This is a genomic window from Acinetobacter legionensis, assembly GCF_057165765.1.
In genome coordinates this window covers 1774105-1792130 of record NZ_CM169896.1, presented here as the reverse complement: position 1 = coordinate 1792130, position 18026 = coordinate 1774105, and the positions used below count along the sequence as shown (strand labels likewise).

The 18026-nt window shown below is 37.2% G+C and carries 19 protein-coding genes; 6 read left to right on the top strand and 13 right to left on the bottom strand.

Annotation, left to right across the window (positions count from 1 at the left end; genetic code table 11):
- Positions 1-290: 290 nt before the first annotated feature.
- Positions 291-884 (bottom strand): nitroreductase family protein, encoded by a 594-nt coding sequence (locus AC2G3J_RS08160; protein ID WP_004719619.1) that lies wholly within the window; start codon positions 882-884, stop codon positions 291-293.
- Positions 885-1296: 412 nt separating this feature from the next.
- On the bottom strand, positions 1297-2403 hold the full coding sequence (gene ftsY / locus AC2G3J_RS08155) for a signal recognition particle-docking protein FtsY (protein ID WP_483770929.1): 1107 nt from the start codon (positions 2401-2403) through the stop codon (positions 1297-1299).
- A 176-nt stretch (positions 2404-2579) separates the two neighbouring features.
- Between ftsY and AC2G3J_RS08150 the strand changes: the two genes are divergently transcribed.
- Positions 2580-3974 (top strand): M16 family metallopeptidase, encoded by a 1395-nt coding sequence (locus AC2G3J_RS08150; RefSeq protein WP_483770928.1) that lies wholly within the window; start codon positions 2580-2582, stop codon positions 3972-3974.
- 13 nt (positions 3975-3987) lie between these two features.
- Positions 3988-5598 (top strand): M16 family metallopeptidase, encoded by a 1611-nt coding sequence (locus tag AC2G3J_RS08145; protein ID WP_483770927.1) that lies wholly within the window; start codon positions 3988-3990, stop codon positions 5596-5598.
- 10 nt (positions 5599-5608) lie between these two features.
- Here the strand turns inward: AC2G3J_RS08145 and AC2G3J_RS08140 are convergent, their stop codons facing one another.
- Positions 5609-5935: a hypothetical protein gene (locus AC2G3J_RS08140; RefSeq protein ID WP_336950742.1), complete on the bottom strand. Its 327-nt coding sequence runs from the start codon at positions 5933-5935 to the stop codon at positions 5609-5611.
- A 249-nt stretch (positions 5936-6184) separates the two neighbouring features.
- Positions 6185-6544, bottom strand: a complete 360-nt coding sequence (locus AC2G3J_RS08135; RefSeq protein WP_004822225.1) for a hypothetical protein — start codon at positions 6542-6544, stop codon at positions 6185-6187.
- 222 nt (positions 6545-6766) lie between these two features.
- Here AC2G3J_RS08135 and AC2G3J_RS08130 point away from each other — a divergent pair, with 222 nt between their 5' ends.
- The 3 genes from AC2G3J_RS08130 to AC2G3J_RS08120 all read left to right on the top strand — a co-directional run bounded on the left by AC2G3J_RS08130 (position 6767) and on the right by AC2G3J_RS08120 (position 8135).
- Positions 6767-7000, top strand: coding sequence for a hypothetical protein (locus tag AC2G3J_RS08130; RefSeq protein ID WP_004719607.1), 234 nt, complete (start codon positions 6767-6769; stop codon positions 6998-7000).
- A 179-nt stretch (positions 7001-7179) separates the two neighbouring features.
- The gene (locus tag AC2G3J_RS08125) at positions 7180-7557 is read left to right on the top strand and encodes a DUF2750 domain-containing protein (protein ID WP_336950740.1); all 378 of its coding nucleotides are present in this window, start codon (positions 7180-7182) and stop codon (positions 7555-7557) included.
- A gap of 146 nt (positions 7558-7703) precedes the next feature.
- The gene (locus AC2G3J_RS08120; protein ID WP_004822228.1) at positions 7704-8135 is read left to right on the top strand and encodes a CBS domain-containing protein; all 432 of its coding nucleotides are present in this window, start codon (positions 7704-7706) and stop codon (positions 8133-8135) included.
- A gap of 686 nt (positions 8136-8821) precedes the next feature.
- Here AC2G3J_RS08120 and trpB read toward each other — a convergent pair.
- The 9 genes from trpB to AC2G3J_RS08075 all read right to left on the bottom strand — a co-directional run bounded on the left by trpB (position 8822) and on the right by AC2G3J_RS08075 (position 16789).
- On the bottom strand, positions 8822-10030 hold the full coding sequence (gene trpB / locus AC2G3J_RS08115; RefSeq protein ID WP_483770926.1) for a tryptophan synthase subunit beta: 1209 nt from the start codon (positions 10028-10030) through the stop codon (positions 8822-8824).
- 63 nt (positions 10031-10093) lie between these two features.
- Positions 10094-11281 carry a vWA domain-containing protein gene (locus AC2G3J_RS08110; RefSeq protein ID WP_336950738.1) on the bottom strand — a complete coding sequence of 396 codons (1188 nt, stop codon included), beginning with the start codon at positions 11279-11281 and terminating at the stop codon, positions 10094-10096.
- Between the two features lie 15 nt (positions 11282-11296).
- On the bottom strand, positions 11297-12148 hold the full coding sequence (locus AC2G3J_RS08105) for an AAA family ATPase (RefSeq protein ID WP_336950737.1): 852 nt from the start codon (positions 12146-12148) through the stop codon (positions 11297-11299).
- Between the two features lie 20 nt (positions 12149-12168).
- Positions 12169-12582 carry a hypothetical protein gene (locus AC2G3J_RS08100; protein ID WP_419359960.1) on the bottom strand — a complete coding sequence of 138 codons (414 nt, stop codon included), beginning with the start codon at positions 12580-12582 and terminating at the stop codon, positions 12169-12171.
- Positions 12575-12880: a YcgL domain-containing protein gene (locus AC2G3J_RS08095; RefSeq protein WP_336950735.1), complete on the bottom strand. Its 306-nt coding sequence runs from the start codon at positions 12878-12880 to the stop codon at positions 12575-12577. Before AC2G3J_RS08095 ends, AC2G3J_RS08100 begins: the two co-directional genes overlap by 8 nt.
- Positions 12881-13061: 181 nt before the next feature.
- Complete coding sequence (locus tag AC2G3J_RS08090; protein WP_336950734.1) at positions 13062-14204, bottom strand: ribonuclease D; 1143 nt, start codon at positions 14202-14204, stop codon at positions 13062-13064.
- 347 nt (positions 14205-14551) lie between these two features.
- Positions 14552-15148, bottom strand: a complete 597-nt coding sequence (gene recR / locus AC2G3J_RS08085) for a recombination mediator RecR (protein ID WP_419359958.1) — start codon at positions 15146-15148, stop codon at positions 14552-14554.
- 10 nt (positions 15149-15158) lie between these two features.
- On the bottom strand, positions 15159-15488 hold the full coding sequence (locus AC2G3J_RS08080; RefSeq protein ID WP_004719585.1) for a YbaB/EbfC family nucleoid-associated protein: 330 nt from the start codon (positions 15486-15488) through the stop codon (positions 15159-15161).
- A 113-nt stretch (positions 15489-15601) separates the two neighbouring features.
- Positions 15602-16789: an O-succinylhomoserine sulfhydrylase gene (locus AC2G3J_RS08075; protein WP_419327355.1), complete on the bottom strand. Its 1188-nt coding sequence runs from the start codon at positions 16787-16789 to the stop codon at positions 15602-15604.
- Positions 16790-16930: 141 nt separating this feature from the next.
- Between AC2G3J_RS08075 and AC2G3J_RS08070 the strand changes: the two genes are divergently transcribed.
- Positions 16931-18022: an alpha/beta fold hydrolase gene (locus AC2G3J_RS08070; RefSeq protein WP_336950731.1), complete on the top strand. Its 1092-nt coding sequence runs from the start codon at positions 16931-16933 to the stop codon at positions 18020-18022.
- Positions 18023-18026: the final 4 nt, after the last annotated feature.

Sequence of the window (18026 nt, the reverse complement as noted above, 5' to 3'; positions counted from 1 at the left end):
TCACATAATTTTTTAAAGCACTTATGCTTTTTTACATTATTTAATCCTACAAGGTGTAGCTGGGGTATCCCCTACACAAATTAAATTTAAAGTTTCATTCTAATACGTGGCTGTGCAAACACATTTGTCTCTTTTAATCATACAGCGTCTATCTATTATCTGGCGACAAGCACGGATAAAGTGCTACACATAAAAAACCTGTTTAAAATTTTCATTCTAAACAGGTTTCTGGAATAGCAAGGTCTAAGCTAAATAAGAGATAGACCTCAACTTAAAACTAAATGCTTCACTTAATTAAAAGTTTTAAAACGTGTTGCATCATCAATAAATGTTTTTTCGCCCGCTGGTGCTTCGATTGAACCAAATACTAATTGTGCGCGAAGTTTCCAGTCAGCAGGCACATCAAATGTTGCCGCCACTTCTTCATCTACGATTGGATTATAATGTTGTAAAGATGCACCAATACCCGCTTCAGCCAATGCAGTCCAAGTTGCAAATTGTGCAATACCTGTTGAATGCTCAGACCATACTGGGAAATTGTCTGCATATAATGGGAATTGTTCTTGTAAAGCTTTAATCACACTTAAATCTTCATAAAACAACACTGAACCAGCACCAGCGATAAAGCTGTTAATCTTACCCGAAGTTCCTTCAAATGCTTCAGCTGGAACGATTTTACGTAAAGTTTCTAAAACGATTGTCCAGAATTTAACATGTGAATCACCAAATAAAATCACAGCACGAGAAGACTGTGAGTTAAATGAAGATGGGCTATGCTTGATTGCATCTTTGATGATTTCTTCAATTTTCGCTTGGTCTAAGCTTAAATCTCTACCAATTGCATAAATTGTACGGCGTTGTTTGATTTGATTTAAAAATGACATGGTGTTAATCCTTCTATGACCAAATGGGTCGTGTTATTTAACATGGTTTGAGTGTATTGCATCATTCTTAGTTTCGTCATGCTTATATACATAACAATGTGTTCTATATTTAGAACAATATGTGAAATTGGGTCTTTTAAAATGCCATCGTGTTTCTGTAACCCCTTTTTAAGGTACTTTGTACTTTAAAACGATAAGAATATGTCAAATTTCCTATGGGCTTTTCATTACTTATTTTGTGGTAAAAATATGCAAATTTCGACATACGATTCTAGACATAGTATTAAAATACAACTCAATGACATTCTTATAATGCCTTCTTCCAATAACATACTATCAAGAGCCCCAGTCTTAAAAAAATAAAAAACTCCGCATAAAGCGGAGTCTCATTGAAGATAAATAGTTTTCTAAATTACTTATCTGTTTCAAATAATGCTGCGACAAACGATTTTGCAGAGAATGGACGTAAATCATCTATCTTTTCCCCGACACCAATATATCGAATTGGTACATGGGTACGGCTGGCAATATTAAACAACACACCACCCTTTGCAGTTCCATCTAATTTGGTAATGGTTAAACCAGTTAAACCTACAGCTTCATCAAACATTTCAACTTGGTTAATCGCATTTTGACCAGTACCAGCATCCACCACCAACATCACTTCATGTGGCGCAGTTGCATCAATTTTTTGGATAACACGTTTTACTTTGGTCAATTCAGACATCAAGTTACTTTTGTTATGCAAACGCCCTGCTGTATCGGCAATTAAAACATCCACACCTTTGGCACGAGCACTTTCAAAGGCATCAAAAATGACTGAAGCACTATCTGCACCATGGCCTTGAGCCACGACAGCAATATTGTTACGTTCACCCCAGATTTGAAGTTGTTCAGTTGCTGCTGCACGGAAGGTATCTCCTGCTGCAAGCATGACTTTCTTGCCTTCGCCTTGTAAACGTTTGGCTAATTTACCAATCGTGGTTGTTTTACCTACACCATTTACACCCACCACTAAAATCACAAATGGATTTTTATTGGGATCGATATGCAATGGTTTTACACGAGGCGCAAGTAAAGCAACTAGCTCTTCTTGTAGCGCTTTATACAATGAATGTGAGTAAATTAAATCACCACGTTCCGTACGCTCAGTCAAGTTCGTAATAATGGTTTTAGTCGCCTCTACCCCGATATCAGCAACCAAAAGTTGCTCTTCTACCTCTTCAAGCAACTCATCATCAATTTCTTTACCACCAATCAGGATATTAACCATACCATCGGCAAGGCTTTTACGCGATTTGGTCAAACCTTCTTTCATGCGACTAAAAAAGCCACCTTTGGATTTTTCATCAGCTGATTCAATCTGTGCGGCTTGGCTTTCAGTTTGAATAGGTTCCGCTTTAGGTGTTTCTACATTATTTTCAATAATAGGCACATTGACGGCTGGTAAACTAGGTAATGTGACATCGTCATCCCCGATATCCGCATCAATCAAGAATTTATTTTGCTGTTCTTGCATGCCGATTCCTTGAAAAGCATAGCGTTAAAAAAGAATGAGTTTAGCATAGATTGCATCATTTTTAGAGTTAAAGCAGCGATAAAACAAGCAAACCAAAATGCAACATTCTAACCTTGCTTTAAATCATTAATTTTTTAAGAATAGTTCTAAATTTAAAATAATTTTTTGGGTTATCTGTGTATATTCTGAAATCTAGATTCTTTAATCTTCTTAGACAATCCAAAGTTATCATTGCGCCAATCTTCTTTTTATCATTAAGCACGATAAATACTCAACTTCAGGCAGCACCTCAAAGCCAACTTTCAAGGACTACTTTCGAAACCACACTTAAAAATGGTTTAAAAGTGATTATCAGAGAAGATCATCGCTCTCCAATTGTCATGACTCAAATTTGGTATGGTGTTGGCAGTAGTGATGAGTCTGGTAATGTGCTTGGTATTTCCCATGTACTTGAACATATGATGTTTAAAGGAACTAAAAAGGTTCCAGATGATGAGTTTGCACGTTTAAGTCGTATTTATGGTGGCCGCACCAACGCTGCCACATATACAAATTACACCAACTATTATCAGCTTTACCCCAAGAAGTATTTTCCATTGGCTTTGGAACTTGAAGCAGACCGTATGACAAATCTGGTCCTCAAACAACAAGACTTTGATCCTGAAATCAAAGTGGTTATGGAAGAAAGACGCCAACGGACAGATGATAATCCACGAAATCTTGCCTACGAACGCTTTAAATGGATCGCCTATCCAACCAGTCACCACCGTCAACCTGTGATTGGCTTTATGAAAAACCTACAGAATATTCGTCTGGATGATCTTAAACATTGGTATCAAACATGGTACACGCCCAATAATGCGACTTTAGTCATTGTAGGAGATGTCAATGCAGAACAGGCACTTAAACAAGTTGAAAAATATTTTGCAGCAATTCCCAAAAAGGAACTTCCAGACCGTAATGATGTTTTAGAGTTTGACCGAATGGGGTATCGGCATATGGAAGTGCAGTTGCCAGTACAAGTGCCCAACTTATTTATGGCTTGGAATGTCAAATCCATTGCCACAGCAAAAAACCCACAAGATGCCTACGCACTAACCATTATCCAGTCCTTACTGGATGGCGGAATCTCCGCTCGTTTACAAGACCATCTGATTCGAGATAAGAAAGTGCTGACCGCAATCAGTGTCAGTTATGACCCCTATAATCGTGGCGACAGTTTATTTATGATCTCCGCGATCCCAAGTGATGATGTTTCTCTGGATGAGGCACAAAAAGCGATTGAAAAAGAGATGAATTTATTTAAAACAGAATTGGTCAATCAAACTGAACTCGATCGTGTCAAAAACAACTTTGTTTCAAATTTAATCTATAGTCAGGATGATATTGGTGGACAAGCCAATATGATTGGGAATTTGGAAGTAAATGGCCTAAGTTTTCGTTTAATGGATGAATTACCTAAACATTATGACAAAGTGACACCACAAGATTTACAACGAATTGCCAATATTTATTTTGTCAAAGCCAATCTGAGTAGTTTGTATTTAATGCCTGAAAGTACAAAAGAATAAAAAAGGATCTCTCATGAATTTTAATCCATTCTCGACCTATTCGATAAAAATACCCTTGTTTGTGTTCATCAGCTTACTCTACTCCCCCCTTAACCATGCGGAGGTTGAATTAGACAATCATGATGAAACGGAGGTTGTTGTAGATGATTCAACACTTAAAGCAAATTCGACCTTACAAAGCTTAAAAAATTTAGATAAACATCAACTGTATCAAGCGCCATTTGTTCAAGACCTCTCCAACAACCAAAAAGTCAGGACACTTTTTGTTTCAGCCACCGACCTGCCTATTGTGGATATTCAACTCACCTTTAATGCAGGTTCGTCACAAGATGAAGCACTAGGAAAAGGCTTGTATGGTATGGCAAATATGGCAGCCAAGCTGATCACTGAAGGGACAGATCAATATACAGCAAAACAAATTGCGTCAACATTTGAAGGATTAGGTGCTCAATTTAGTGTTACGGCGTACCGTGATATGTTTGTCGTCCGACTTCGGGTCTTATCAGATCCTGAAAAATTAAACCCTGCCATCAATACCATGCTACATGTGCTGAATCATGCACAATTTAATCCATCGGGTTTAAATCTTGTATTAAACAATACCAAAGTTGGGCAGAAGCAAATTCAAGAAAATCCAAGTCGGATTATGAATATTCGCTTTTATCGTGCTCTGTATGGACAACATCCTTATGCCGAGCCCACTGTTGGCACCAATGGGAGCCTAAAAAAAATTACTCCAGAACTACTTAGAGCGTATCGACAAAAACTGCTTGTTGCCCAAAACATGAATATTGCTATTACTGGTAATTTAACTTCAGCCGATGCAACTCAACTGGCCAATTTAATCAGTCAAAACCTCACCCAAGGTGAAGCTGCACAAGCACTTCCTGAACCACAAGATCAAGATGATTTTAATATCCATTACATCCCGTTTAACTCAACCCAAGCCAACGTAATGATGGGACACTTGGCGATTCAGCGCAGTGATCCAGATCGTGTTGCACTAGAAGTCGCCAATCAAATGTTTGGCGGAAGTGGATTTAATTCCATTTTAATGAAAGAACTTCGAGTTAAACGGGGTTATACCTATGGAGCTTATAGCAATTTGACCTCCACATTGGCTCAAGGTTTCTTCAGCTTGAGTTATTCCACTGAACAAAATCAATTGATGGAGAGTATCAAAGTTACACATCAGGCCTTACGCGATTTTGTAAAAAATCCAATACAAAGAAAACAGCTCGAAGAAACTAAGGAAGGCATGTTACGTTCTTTCCCAATGACCTTCAGCTCCAATGCCAATATCAATGCACAAATCGCATCGATTGGCTTTTATCAACTTCCTGCGGATTATTTAACCCAATATCAAAAGCAATTGAGTCAAGTTACCACCAAACAAGTTCAAAAAGCTATTCAAAAACATCTTCGTGCAGACCGTCTCACTTTGGTTGTTGTTGCACCGATACTGGATCAGAATGCGTTAAAAGACATGTTGAAGGCTGATTTAACCACCCCAGAGCAATCCAGTTCAAATCAAAACCAGCAAATGGATACGCATACCATGCCGGATGTCCCGACTTTGATCATTCAAAAAACTATTCGTACGCAAGCTGGATCAGTCAAATAAATATTATCCATTATTGCGGATCTTTACTATCCACAGCTGGATATCGTTTTACTTGTTGATTTTCAAAATGGTAGGCACGTAATAGACGTAAATATTCAACCACATAAATACGATCTTGGCTGCGTAATTGATTGGCAATCTTTTGTGTCTTTGGATTGCTTGCTTGTTGTGAATATTGCAAAACATATTTGTATTGATTTGGATTAATTGGGCGTGTTAAAGCCAGTATTGCAAGAAAAATCATCAATGCGATGATTACAGCAACAAAACAATTCAAGATTTTTTCCACAGGGAATGAATAGAATAATTTTTGAAAATAATCTTTGAATTTTTGCATGAACTACCTCTAATTACAGATAGTTTATCATCCTGACCATAAAAATATAGGGCTTTCTTCAAGACATCTGAAGATCGGCTGTAAGATGATCTTTAAGATCAAAATTGATAGATAGTACGACAGCGCTTAATAATCCCAGCATAGATATCATAGCGTGTAGAGATGAAAGTTTAAGCCCTCTTCTCATATTCAAGAAAAGGGCTTGAGTAAAGTTAAGCAACTCGTGAATCACTTCAATATTAGTACCAATTAAAGGATCGTTGCACGTAAGAATGCGAAATACAAAATAATCGCGATAATTGCCAATGCAATGCTGACAGCAAAGATACTCACTCCACCCTCTGCATGCGCAGGGTGCAAATCATCATCATCAGCAAGACGCCTCAATTCGCCATCATAGATTCGGTAAAAACCTGCTTTTTGCACTGGATTTAAGTTTCGGGTATAATCGTACACGCGTTTACGCTGGGCTAAACAATAATCCCCAAGATGGATTTCTTGATGATAAATTGCCTCATCCAGTTGTTTACGGTGATACTGAGCTAATTCTACGATCTGAGACTCAGCAGCGGGTACATCAAAAATAAAGCCATCTATAGTGTTTGTCATTTTGCTCTCCCTTTGTCTTAATTCTCATATTGATTTTAATAAATATTATTTCTGATTAATGTTTAATCATGTAATCTTATCTTCGTCAAGCATAGATTTCAAATCACTTGACAAACAAGGCTAATTGTAATATTAGTTTAATAAAGTTAAGTTAGATTAGTTAAGTATAAGCTCCGTTGGGGAGCTATGTTAAAAGATCATAATTACAATAAGGAGTTATATATGATTCATCAGATCTCTCACCAAGACTTAGAACATGTTTATGCAGATGCTGTAAATACAATCCAATGTGAAATGAACTTTGTAGAAGCAGTAAAAGCATTAGAAGATGCGGCGAAGGCTGGCCATGGTAAAGCAGCAATGTTTCTTGCAGAACTTTACTACCAAGGTTTCCGCGTTGAACGTGATTCTCTAAAAGCCCAATATTGGCAAAAGATGGCAACCATGCAAGCATAATAAAACGTCACTTAGGTGGCGTTTTTTTTGCCCTATCATTTTTATTTTTTAATAAATCATTACGTTTTCAATACATTTTTTATTGTTTTAATAAATGCTTACGATTGAGCATAAAGCACCAACAGTTCTTATAAGAATTTCAACTACAATAGGCAATGTACTAAATAAGATTATTAATTATGAAAAAGTATATTCATCTTCAGCCCATTTCGAATGAATTGTTTATTAAAATTTCTATTTTAAAATCACTCATGTATTGTGGTGTACTTTGGGGACTTTACCATGATGGCTGGGCAATGAAGTCTGGTTCAAATGAAGTTTATTTTCCTTTTTGGCTAAATGCTGTTCAAGCCCATCAGTATGCAAAGATTCATTGGCCCCACTACACCCCACGTAGAATAACACCTAAAGATTTTAGAGACTCGCTGTTACCCACGTTAACACGGCTCAATATCATGCCAGCATTGTTTAATTCTTCATCTCGAAAATTTAAACTCTCAACGTCTCAAATGGAACATTTCTTTTTTCATAGTCATGTTCAATTTCAAACGACTTAAAGGCGAAGATATATTTTTATCGGTTTAAAATTGTTGTAAAAAATAAACTTTATATTTTATGACTGCCAAGTATTTGCAAAGTTAAAAAATACAGTTAATTTAAAGGTGTGCAGATTGGTAAGTACCCTAGAAAAGGAAGAATAATTATGACGACAGTAGCACAAGTAATCCAAGATAAGATTGGTCGTGAAATTTATACGATTTCACCCTCTGCCACAGTATTAGAAGCCATTACACTTATGGCAAACAAAGGTATTGGTGCTGTGGTTGTCACTCAAGATACAAAGGTCGTTGGAATTCTTTCTGAACGCGACTATACACGTAAAATTGCGCTTATGCAGCGTACATCTGACCATACAACAGTCGCTGAAATTATGACCTCTAGAGTGATTTCTGTGACCCGTGGCCATACCGTTGAAGAATGTTTAAATTTAATGACTGACGGACACCTACGCCATTTACCTGTAATTGAAGGCGAAACACTGGTTGGGTTTGTTTCTATTGGCGATTTAGTCAAAGCTACGATGGAAGATCAAAGAAAATTGATTGAACAGTTAAGACAATATATTTCAGGTTAAGTTAAATTATAAAAATACAACCCTCCCTCCATGTGGAGGGTTTTTTCTTGTGCTTAGAAAACTAACAGCTAAGTTATAATCAAAACTGCCTATTTATTCAAACAAATGACTTCCATCAAGTCATTGATCAGAAATGAAGCACATTTTTTGTATGGACTTTTAAAAACTGTTGGGGGATCAATTCATTTTTGGTATTTTTGAACCCTAGATGGTTATCCTTCTAAGGGGCGACTAGGATGTTTCCGTTGAGGGACCTAAAGGACGTACCCCTCGCCTAACATCAGCAGAAACAAAACACTACTTGGTTTGCAGCGCAAAGTTTAGCAACTCCTACGAAAAGTGAGGCATCGCCTACGCAAAGGCATTTAAGCTTTGAATGTATGGTGTGGCATTGCAAGCGTGTTTATATTCAAATAAATTATTTTTCTCATGCAATTGATTTATTTGAATATTAATTAATAGAAATTCTACTCTTATGTCTGAGTTTTTTACAGATTAGCTATAAAATATCAAATTTTTTTATTTTAATATATTACAAATAATCATCTATTTTGAGTTGCATGTCTTTAATTAATATAGCTATAAACAATTTACTTCATTAAGCAGAAGCTAAACCTGAATTTCAAATTTAACGACAAAATAAAAACCTAGCCAATGCTAGGTTTTTAGATCAAATCAATTTTTAATCAGTTTAGATTTAACTTTCCAGCAACATAGTCGGCATCTTTGTCACCACGTCCAGAAAGGTTTACAACAATTTTAATTTCTTTCGCTAATTTAGGCGCTTCGCGAATTGCCCACGCCACAGCATGAGAACTTTCTAATGCAGGAACAATCCCTTCTATTCGTGAAAGGGTCATAAAGGCATCTAAACACTCTTGATCGGTTGCTGTAGAGTAATCCACGCGGCCTAAATCTTTTAAAAAGCTATGTTGAGGGCCTACACCTGGATAATCTAAACCAGATGCAATCGAGTGCACAGGCAAGGGTTCGCCCTGTTCATCTTCAAGCACATAACATGCCATACCATGAATCTGACTTGGTTTACCTAAAGTCAATGTTGCTGAATGCTGTTGAGTATCCAGACCATGACCTGCTGGTTCCACACCAACAAGTTTAACCTCTGCATCATTTAAAAATGCAGTGAATGCGCCAATTGCATTTGAGCCACCGCCTACACATGCAACTACATAATCAGGTTGTGCGCCAAAGCGATCTTGGGCTTGAACTTTAATTTCATTGCCAATAATAGATTGGAAATCACGTACCATTTTTGGGAAAGGATGCGGTCCAACCACAGAACCAATCGCATAAATAAAGTTTTTAGGATCTTTTAAATACTCTTCAAATGCACTATCTACAGCATCTTTGAGTGTTGCAGTACCTTGAGTGACTGAAACCAGTTTTGCACCTAAAATCTTCATTTTCACGACATTGGGATGCTCTTTTTCAATATCCACCTGTCCCATATGAATTTCACATGGAATACCGACCAAAGCACACGCTGTTGCAAGTGCAACGCCATGTTGACCAGCACCTGTTTCTGCGATTACTTTGGTTTTACCCATATATTTGGCAAGCAAAGCTTCGCCCAAACAATGGTTAATTTTATGTGCGCCTGTATGATTTAAGTCTTCACGCTTTAAATAGATTTGTGCACCACCCAATTGATCAGAAAGGCGTCTTGCATGGTATAAAGGACTAGGACGACCTACATAATTGGCAAATAAATCAGCCAATTCATTTTGAAATTCAGACGTTTTACGAATTTCTTCATATGCAATATTGATTTCATCCATTGCTTCTTTTAAATGAGGTGGAATAAATTGACCACCATATTCACCAAAAAAGCCTTGTTCATTTGGTAATGCAATACCATTTATTTGATGATCCATTTCTTTCCCTATTTAATAAATTAGCTGTTGAATTTATGAATAACAACTTTGCTTGAGAATAATTTATCGTGACAAATATTTCGTCATATCCTCAATACCTTTAAGGGTCATTGGAAACATATGATCGTCGAATAATTGTTTAATAAGTGCGATGGTTTGCGTGTAATGCCAGTAACCTTGCTCTTCTGGATTTAACCATGCTGTTTTTTCAAAATGATTGCGTAAGCGACGTAACCATACATCCCCAGCTTCATCATTCATATATTCGACAGAACCACCAACCGATTTCAGCTCATAAGGTGCCATACTTGCATCACCTACCACAATTACACGATAGTCTTTCCCGTAGGTATTAAATAAATCCCATGTATTCATGCGGGTAGACGAACGACGATGATTATCTTTCCACACATAGTCATATAGACAGTTATGGAAATAGAAATACTCTAAAGTTTTAAATTCAGTTTTTGCCGCGCTAAACAGTTTTTCACATTGCGCAATGTGTGAATCCATCGATCCACCCACATCAAACAACATCAAAACTTTAATACGGTTACGCCGTTCAGGCACCATTTGTACATCTAGAATGCCCTGTTTGGCAGTTTCATAAATAGTGCTGTTAATATCTAATTCTTCTGCAGCACCTTGACGAGCAAACTTACGTAAACGACGTAAAGCCATTTGCATTTGTCGAGTACCCAAAATTTGTTCATCATCCAAATTTTGAAACTTACGCTGTTCCCAAACTTTTACGGCTGAATTTTTGCGACTCGGGCCGCCAATTCTCACGCCTTCAGGATGGTCACCAAAAGCACCGAACGGTGAAGTTCCACCTGTGCCAACCATACGGTTGCCGCCTTGATGTTTTTTGTGTTGTTCACGCAAGCGCTCTTCCAACATCTTCATCAGTTCTTCAAGCGAACCTGCTTTCAGCAATTCAGCACGTTGTTCTGGTGTTAAATGTTTTTCAAGTAACTCTAAATCAAACCAGTCTTTGGGAAGTTTTTGAACTTTACTGAGCAGATCATCGATATCAAAAGTATGAATACCTTCAAAATAATCTTTCATGGCACGGTCAAATTTGTCAAAGAAGCGTTCATCTTTGACCATGACTGTTTTTACTAATTGATAAAAATCATCTTGATCGGCAAAAACTAATCCTTCACTAATTGCTTGGTTGAGATCAATGAGTTCACGTGTTGAAACTGGAACACCATATTTCCTGAGGGTATAAAATAATCGCACAAACATGTTGCGATCTCCTCATTAACGACGTGACATAAAGGCTAAGCGTTCAAGCAACTGTACATCTTGCTCATTTTTAATCAATGCGCCATATAAAGGTGGAATCGCTTTTGATTTATCATGATTACGCAAAATGTCTTCAGGCATATCATCTGCCATTAACAAGCTTAACCAGTCAATTAATTCAGATGTTGAAGGAGGTTTCTTTAAGCCAGGCACTTGGCGTAATTTAAAGAAGACTTGTAATGCTTCTGAAACCAGTGTTCCGGAGATATCAGGAAAATGAACTGCGATAATTTCACGCATCGTTTCTTCATCAGGAAATTCAATATAATGGAAAAAACAACGACGTAAAAACGCGTCTGGCAGTTCTTTTTCATTATTTGAAGTAATGATCACAATCGGACGTTGAGTTGCAGTAATGGTCTCACCTGTTTCATAGACAAAAAATGACATTTTGTCTAATTCATGTAGCAAGTCATTTGGAAATTCAATATCGGCTTTGTCTATTTCATCAATCAACAATACACAGCGCTCTTCGCTGGTAAATGCATCCCACAACTTACCTGGTTTGATGTAGTTTTTAATATCGTAAACACGGTCATCACCCAACTGGCTATCACGTAAACGAGAAACTGCATCATATTCATACAAACCTTGCTGTGCTTTGGTTGTAGATTTAATATGCCAAGTAATTAATTTAAGACCTAGACTCTCAGCAACTTGTTCAGCCAATAAGGTTTTACCTGTACCAGGTTCGCCTTTGACTAATAATGGCTTTTGCAATGCTCGAGCTGCTTTTACAGCCAGTTTTAAACTATCCGTTGCGATATACTGTTCAGTACCTGTGAATTGTTGAGAATCTACAGACATAACTTACCTTTATTTTTTATTTAAAGTGGTGAAATATTTTTTGCTACAGCGCTTGCTTGGGCATTTTTCGTAGTTTTGTATTTAGACCAAAAAAATCCAATGACTAAACCAATACCCATAACAAATGTAATTAAGGCAAGATTTGACCAAATCAATGGTGAATCCTTGGTAAGAATACCAAATAACAGTCCAAAAATTGCTGGCGCAATCGCTGAGTTTGGTCCTTCAGAAATGGTCGGGGTTGCTAGAACGGCAAATACAATGATCCATGTAATACCGCCAAGTGGCGATGGCAATCGCTTTGAAATCGAATACCAGCACCATAAAATCAACAGCGTCCCAAGAATATAGACGGATATTGCAATATTATCTTCTGGGATAGAATCAAATAGATCTAAAAAATTTGCCCATATTCCTGATAACTGATCAAGCACCACGTAGTCCCTCTGGTTCAACCGCATTTGGGTTAATTAAACCTTCTGGCGGCATTTGAATAAAGAAGCCTTTTGTATTAAGTGAATCGATTACATGTAACACATTTACACGTGCCAATGGTCTAGTTTCACTTAGTTCAAGATGCATTACATGCGTAGCCCGACCAAAGGCAATACGTAGAGGCTCAGAAAGAGCCGCTAAGGGATCTGCACTTTCATCTTTATTTGGATGATTTGGACGAGCCACATAAAGATACATTTCATCTTTTTTGCTCGATTTATAAATATCACAATGCATTTTAAACAACAGCTTCAGTAAAACTTAGTTGACAGCATACATGAAAAAAACAATGGAGACATTATCGAAAGTTAACGCATCAGTCGTTATTTAGGCTCAATTGCTAATTCTTTGATCAATAGTAACGCAATAGTCTTGAAGATTATTCCCCTAAACAATAGCTCAAAAGAACCAGTTCCAATCACTCATTTACTTTCATCTGCATACTTAAAAATTTAATATCTTCTTGTAGTAAATGGATAAGCGGCTGAGTGAGCAATTCATAGCGCCATCCCAGTAAATACCCAGGTAAATCTTGCTCATTACCATGAAATACCACATGATGATACAAGGCATTCAGCCATTTTTTACGCATAAGTACTTCTTTGGGTACTTGCATTTCAAATGAAACCTGAGAAATCAACTCATCTACTTCAACCGTGATTCCCTGAGATGAATGTTTGATTGGGCGAGCAATACGAAGTGGCCACTCATCTGTTTCAGGCAGGAATTTCAATAAATCTAAAATTGTTTTTCCATGCTCACGAACAATATTGGGACGTATCCCCTTAACAGAAGACAATTGAAAATTATTTTTTGGATTGACTTCAACTAAATCAATCATTGTGGCACTTTTGAGAATAAAGCTACGCGGTTGATTCAGTGCTTTAACCATTTCTTCACGCCAAACACTCAACTGTTGCAATTGCATTAGCTGTTTTCTGGAATGACGGTAATTACCAATATCACAATACAATTTGTCTTTCGGGGTTTCAGAAGCAATTTCAAAGGTCAAATTTTGGCAATCTTCAAGCACATGCGAGTATAAACTTTTTTCGACCAATTCAGCTTTTACTTTTTCAGCCAGACGCATAATGTATAAAACATCATTAGCAGCATAATTCATTTGCTCATCCGTTAGTGGTCGAGCCAACCAATCTGAACGTGTCTGATCTTTATCAATATCGATATCTAAGACTAATTTCAAAGCATTTTGATAACTGACTTGTAGACCATGGCCTAAAAAAGACAGCCCAACTTGCGTATCGAACACATTATTCAGGTTTTTTTTATCTGCATAATGATAAATTAAATCAATATCTTCCCCACAGGCATGAAAAACATTTTGCTGTGCTTTAAAAAGCTCAAACCAAAATTGATCTAAATTTAGAGTTGTACCGTCGAGCAAGAATACTTGACCATTGACATTAATTTGGAATACACCGAGTTTTGGCCAAAGTGTGTCGACTTTAATAAATTCAGTATCTAGACCATAAGTCGAAGTATGTTGCATCAAATTCAACACATGTTCGAGATCGGTCTGTTGATTAATAAATTGAAACATGTCAGTTTAAGTCAAAATGTTACATTCAAATGAAATATGATTTTACCTTAATATATAAAATTTAAATATAATATTTTTAAACTAATTCTCCGTAAACACCTTATTTTTCAATAAAGTTTCTTGTGAATATTTATTTTATATATAGGTTTTACAACTTAATAAAAGCATATTTTAAAGTAATAAATAACCAGGCTAATCATTGATTTAGCTTGAGTGTACATAAAAAATTTAGAATGAATGTAAATAATTTTTAAATTAAACAGAGTTTGTTGATCTTTTAATCGTTATCGCATTTGCGCTAAACATCCAAGCCCAACAAACTCTAAATGCTACAAAACCTAAGATCACTATTTCATTTGCATACGATTATGAACAGCCTGACTTAATGTATGACTATCCACATATTCCAATTCACCACCTTGTGGAACACCTTGTGCGATTCGTGTCATTTGCAAAGACAAATGTTTTGTTGCTTCTACAAGATAATGTGCAGTCGCTTGCCCTTCTACAGTTGCATTGGTGGCTAAAATTACTTCAGTAATTTTACCATCAGTTAAACGTTGCACTAAATATGGAATACCTATCTCTTCAGGACCAATACCATCTAAAGGCGACAAATGTCCACCAAGTACATGATATTTTCCTCTAAAGCTACCAGACTGCTCTATTGCCATCACATCTGCTGGGGACTCAACCACACAAAGCAGTTGATCATCCCGATCATTTGAGCAACAAATATCACAGACTTCATTTTCAGTTAAAGAATGACAAACACTACACTCATGAATATAAGAGGTTGCTTCATTTAGCGCATGCGCCAAACCAATAGCACCTTCTTTATTTTTCATGATCAAATGGAGTGCCATACGTTGAGCCGATTTCGGCCCAACACTAGGTAAGATTCGTAAAGCTTGTACGAGTTGGTCAAAACGGTCGCTAAACACCTATGATTCCTTAGAACAAACCTGAAAGACCTGGTGGTAAACCCATACCTGAATTAGCTTCTTTCATCTTCGCTTCTGTAATAACTTCAGCTTGGCGAGCCGCGTCATTCATTGCTGCTGCTATCAAGTCTTCAATCATATCTGGATCGTCTTGTAACAAATCTGGACTGATTTCGATACGCTTAACAACATTCCGGCATGTCATTGTTACTTTTACTAAACCGCCACCAGCTTCAGCATTCACTTCAGTTTGGGCAAGTTGTTCTTTTGCCTTTTTAACGTTGCTTTCCATATCTTTCTGCATACGTTGCGCTTGCTGCATAAGCATATTAATGTTCATAAAATACTCCGAACAAAAGTCCTAAATTAAATCTCTGTCTTGCACTTTCATGACTAGTTTTTTTAAATGCCTAGAAGAAAATGAAACAAACTCTTTCACAAATTATGCTTATCTTAAATTAAATCTAATCCATGAGAAAGGTCACGAATAATATCATCGACATCTTCTAAACCAACAGACAAACGGATTAAACCTTCACGAATACCCGCTGCTGCTTTAGCTTCAGGAGAAAGCTTACCATGAGTCGTTGTCGCAGGATGAGTAATTGTTGACTTAGCATCACCCAGATTGCCTGTAATTGAGATAAATTGTGTGTGGTCAATAACTTTCCATGCACCTTCTCGCTCACCTTTCACTTCAAAAGAAACGATTCCGCCAAAACCAGTTTGTTGTTTGGCTGCTAACTCATGCCCAACATGGTCTGCTAATCCAGCAAAATAAACCTTTTCCACTTTTGGATGAGCAACTAGCCACTCGGCAATTTTTTGTGCACTTTCAGAATGCGCTTTCATGCGTAGTTTTAAGGTTTCTAAACCCTTCAAAAAGACCCATGCATTGAATGGACTCATCGATGGACCAGCGGTACGAACATAACCAAATACTTCTTCAAGTAATTTGTGATTTCCGACCACAGCCCCACCCAGTGCACGACCTTGTCCATCTAGATATTTGGTGGCAGAGTAAATCACTAAATCTGCACCAAATTGTAATGGGCGCTGTAAAATTGGTGTGCAAAAACTGTTATCGATAGCCAATAAAGCATCATTTGCATGTGCTAAATCTGATAGTGCTTGAATATCAGCGACTTCAGCCAAGGGATTTGAAGGTGACTCAACAAACAGTAAGCGAGTTTCAGGACGAACCGCGTCTTGCCAAGCTGTTAAATCAGTTAAATCAACAAAAGTCACTGCGACATTAAATTTGGCGACATATTTTTCAAATAATGCAACAGTAGAACCAAAAACAGCACGCGAACAAATCACATGATCACCTGCTTTTAAGAACGACATTGCAACTGCCATAATGGCAGCCATACCCGAACTTGTTGCCACAGCCCGTTCACCACCTTCAAGTGCAGCTAAACGCATTTCAAACATTGCTACTGTTGGATTGGTAAAACGTGAATAAATATTGCCTGGTTCAGCACCAGAGAATTTTGCTGCTGCTTCCGCTGCATTTTCATACACAAATGACGAAGTGAGGAAAATCGGCTCACTATGTTCACCTTCAAAACTGCGTGTATGACCTGTACGAATCGCTAAAGTATCAAGTTGGTATTCAATGTCGTCGTGCTGGCTCATTTCAACTACTCAGTCCAAAAACTGCCTTTGTAAAATATTGCCAACATTTTGAGCGTCCTATGTATTTAAGGTCAAGGTAAAATCGTAAATTATCACATACACTTCGCTTAAATCTGCATAAAAATGAGACAAACACCGCTTATGACACAAGTATCAGCTAAGTTCCAACAGCGCAAATCCAAATTGAAGAATCTAACCACACGTATCTTCAATGGTAAGTCATTGGTTTTATCTCAAAGTACTCCTTATAAAATTATTGCAGAGCATCATCAAACCAAAGTGCGTTACTATGCAGCTGTTGAAAAAAAATTTAAGGAACCTTTGGTTTTTACAGCACCATTGTCTATCAATATGGCAATCTATGATCTCTACCCTTATCGTTCACTCATTAAATATTTTACTGAACAAGGTTATGATGTTTATCTATTGGACTGGGGAAAACTCAGTTATCAAGATCGCAACTTAAACTTCTTATATTTTATTGATGAAGCCATGCCGTTATGCATTAATAAAATTCGAGAGCATGCTCAAAGTGAGCAAATATCCCTTCATGGGTGGAGTATGGCTGGCATTTTTGTATTACTTTACACGGCATTACGCCAACCCAATTATGTTAAAAACTTAATTATCTTGGCCAGTCCAATTGACAGTTACGCCTCGGGTGGCATTGGTAAACTTTATCAAAAAATAAATAATTTGATTATAAAGAGTCAAAAACTGAAAGATACTTTATATAAAGGTGGTTTACCGAAAAAACTGATACATACCCCCGGCTTACTCAATGCCATTGGTTTTAAGATTTTAGATCCAAAGGGTTGGTATGAGGGTCATAAACAATTGTTACTAAATTTAGACGACAAAGAACTCTTGCATGAACACGCCACCCTTGGAAATTTTTTAAATCACATGGTGGATTACCCCGGTGGTGTCAATCAAGACATGTTATTTAATGTTTGGCTGCAAAATCCACTGAAAAATGGGGCGATTCAGCTCAGTAACCATAAAATTGAACTTAGAAATATCGACTGTTCACTGATGATTGGAGCTGGAAAAAATGATCAAATGGTCACCGCAGATGCAGTTAAGCCTTTAAGTGAATTGACAAAGAGTAGTGATGTCACGTTTACTCTTATTCCTGGGGGACATTTAGGGCTAATGTCTAGTCAAAAAAGTGCAGATGAATTTTGGCCTACTCTGTCCAGATGGTTAGAACAAAGATCGACAAAAATTTAAGAGA